We start from the raw sequence: 2,137 nt of genomic DNA, 5'->3' as shown, positions 1-2,137 counted from the left end.
GCCGACCGGCCCCGCCCGCGCTGCCGACCAAGGCGTGGATCAACCAGCCCCCAGCGATCATCGAGACCGAGGAGGCGCTACCCACAAACCAAGCAGCCTGATGTCTCATCGGGATTGACAGGCTCCGTCGCCCGTTCGGAGGACTCCTCCGAGCCGGTGGCGGAAAAGACGTCGCGCAGCATCTTCTCCTTCGACTATCGTTACCTGCCGTTCTACGCCGGCACGTCCTACACGGCGCTCGCCAGGCCCGAGAAGGCACGAACCTTCGCCCAGCAGGCGGGTGTCGTCCGTCCGAGACCTGCGGGAGCGCCGGGCCAACCTTGCCCGCACGCTTCGCGGCGCGCAGCAGGCCGTCCCGAAACCGGCGCCGGTTCGGCGGCGCGCAGTCGACAGGCGGACACACTCCAGTGGATCTTCATCTGAGCGGCAAGGTCGCGCTCGTCACCGGGGGTTCCCGCGGCATCGGACGGGCGATCGCGTCCCGCCTGGCAGCCGAGGGCGCCCGAATCGGAATCTGCGGACGCGACTCCGACACCCTGGCCCAGGCCGCGGCGGATCTCCACCTGGCCGACCCCGACGTCTTCGGTCTGACGGCTGACGTGACCAGACCCGGTGACGTCGAACGTTTCGTCGATGCCGCGGCCGAGTACTTCGGGGGCGTCGACCTGCTGGTCGCGAACGTTGGCGGCACCGTCGGAGGGGATCTTCTCGACTCCACCCCCCCAGGACTGGGCACAGACGTTCGAGCTCAACGCCGGCCACGCCGTCCGGGCGATCCGCACCGCCGTCCCGCACATGAAGAAGAGCGGCGGCGGGTCGGTCGTCATCGTCTCGTCGATCACGGGTTCGAAGCCGTCACCACGGGCGCAGTACGGGGCGGCCAAGGCCGCGGAGATCTACCTGGCGGCGGCCTTCGCCCGGGAACTGGCACCGTTCAACGTGCGGGTCAACGCGGTGAGCCCCGGGTCGATCCTCTTCCCCAGCGGCGGCTGGGAGAACTACGCCCGCCAGCACCCGGCGGACTTCGACACGTTTCTGGAGCGGGATCTCCCCGCCGGCCGACTGGGCACCGCCGAGGAGGTCGCGGACGTTGTGACCTTCCTGTTGTCCGACCGGGCCAGCTGGGTGAACGGAGCCGACATCGCCGTCGACGGCGCCCAGGGCCGCCCGAGCGCCCGCGGCTACTGACCGAGATCACCGTTACTGCGGGTGGATGGAGGCGGCGAGCGCCTCGTGCTGTGCGGCGGGCAACTCGACCGTTTGCGTGCGGCGAAGGGGGATCACGGACCGCGCGGCGGTGCCGCTATCGGTTCTTCCTGCCCGGTTCGGCCCCGAGCCCCGGGCAGGGGTGCTCCGCCAGACGTCGTTTGGCTTCGTAGTAGGCCTGCGGACCGAAGCCGAGTGGCACGCTGTGGTCGCAGTGCTCACAGACCAGCAGGCTGCCGGTGGGGACATCGCCGATCGACACCTCGTGCGGACCATTCCAGATCGTCCACGTAGGCACCCCCGGCCCCCGTACACCGGACTCGTTCGACCAGCGCACAAATCCGAACGCAGTGATCGGAGTCGCGACCAGCAGGACCAGCAGGCGGGACGCCGGCAGGCTGTCCGCGCCCATCTGACCGCTCACCCCGATCCATATCGCCACACCGCCAACAGCAAGCCCGAGCAGCCCGGTAGCCAGCCACAACAAACGCCACCGGATCGTCTCGCCAACGCCGTAGACCCGGTAGACAAGCCGTTCCCGGCAGTCGGTGCACCGCAGGACGAAATCTCGCTGATCCAGAAAAGTGTCCGGACGGACGACAGCGGTCGACATCCCCTCCCCGGCCGATCCGGAATGCCACGCACGAAGACGAAAGCGCTTCACCACTGACCGACGACTCATACCACCATGATCCGACATGCCGTGACCGTTCGTCGAGATGACCGTCGCGCGGCGCCGTCGTCCACCTGGTTCCGCGTGAATGCTGTCCGAGCATCCTCAGCCTGGATGCACCGGTGTTTATGGCTGTCTGTTGGGGTCCCTGAACGCGGAAGTGCCCTCTGAGCTGGGAGGATGGGAGTTCTCTAGGCTTCCGTCCGCCAGATCGAGAGGGCACTTCGCAGGTGCGATTGTTGCATGCGGCGTCGAGGA

At 68.1% G+C, this 2,137-nt stretch carries 2 protein-coding genes and 1 pseudogene; 2 read left to right on the top strand and 1 reads right to left on the bottom strand.

The window, feature by feature from the left end; genetic code table 11:
* Window positions 1-156 precede the first annotated feature (156 nt).
* Both AB1460_RS37020 and AB1460_RS37015 read left to right on the top strand, forming a co-directional pair.
* On the top strand, window positions 157-423 hold the full coding sequence (locus AB1460_RS37020; RefSeq protein ID WP_368967192.1) for a hypothetical protein: 267 nt from the start codon (window positions 157-159) through the stop codon (window positions 421-423).
* A pseudogene (locus AB1460_RS37015) lies at window positions 408-1,188 on the top strand (SDR family NAD(P)-dependent oxidoreductase). The gene AB1460_RS37020 and the pseudogene AB1460_RS37015 overlap by 16 nt, the downstream one beginning before the upstream one ends.
* 115 nt (window positions 1,189-1,303) lie before the next feature.
* Here AB1460_RS37015 and AB1460_RS37010 read toward each other — a convergent pair.
* Window positions 1,304-1,819, bottom strand: coding sequence for a hypothetical protein (locus AB1460_RS37010; RefSeq protein WP_368967190.1), 516 nt, complete (start codon window positions 1,817-1,819; stop codon window positions 1,304-1,306).
* Window positions 1,820-2,137: the final 318 nt, after the last annotated feature.

Origin of the sequence: Parafrankia sp. FMc2 (assembly GCF_041008525.1) — a bacterium.
Classification (GTDB): domain Bacteria; phylum Actinomycetota; class Actinomycetes; order Frankiales; family Frankiaceae; genus Parafrankia.
The sequence above is the reverse complement of the archived record's forward strand: the minus strand, read 5'-3'. Positions and strand labels throughout refer to the sequence as shown.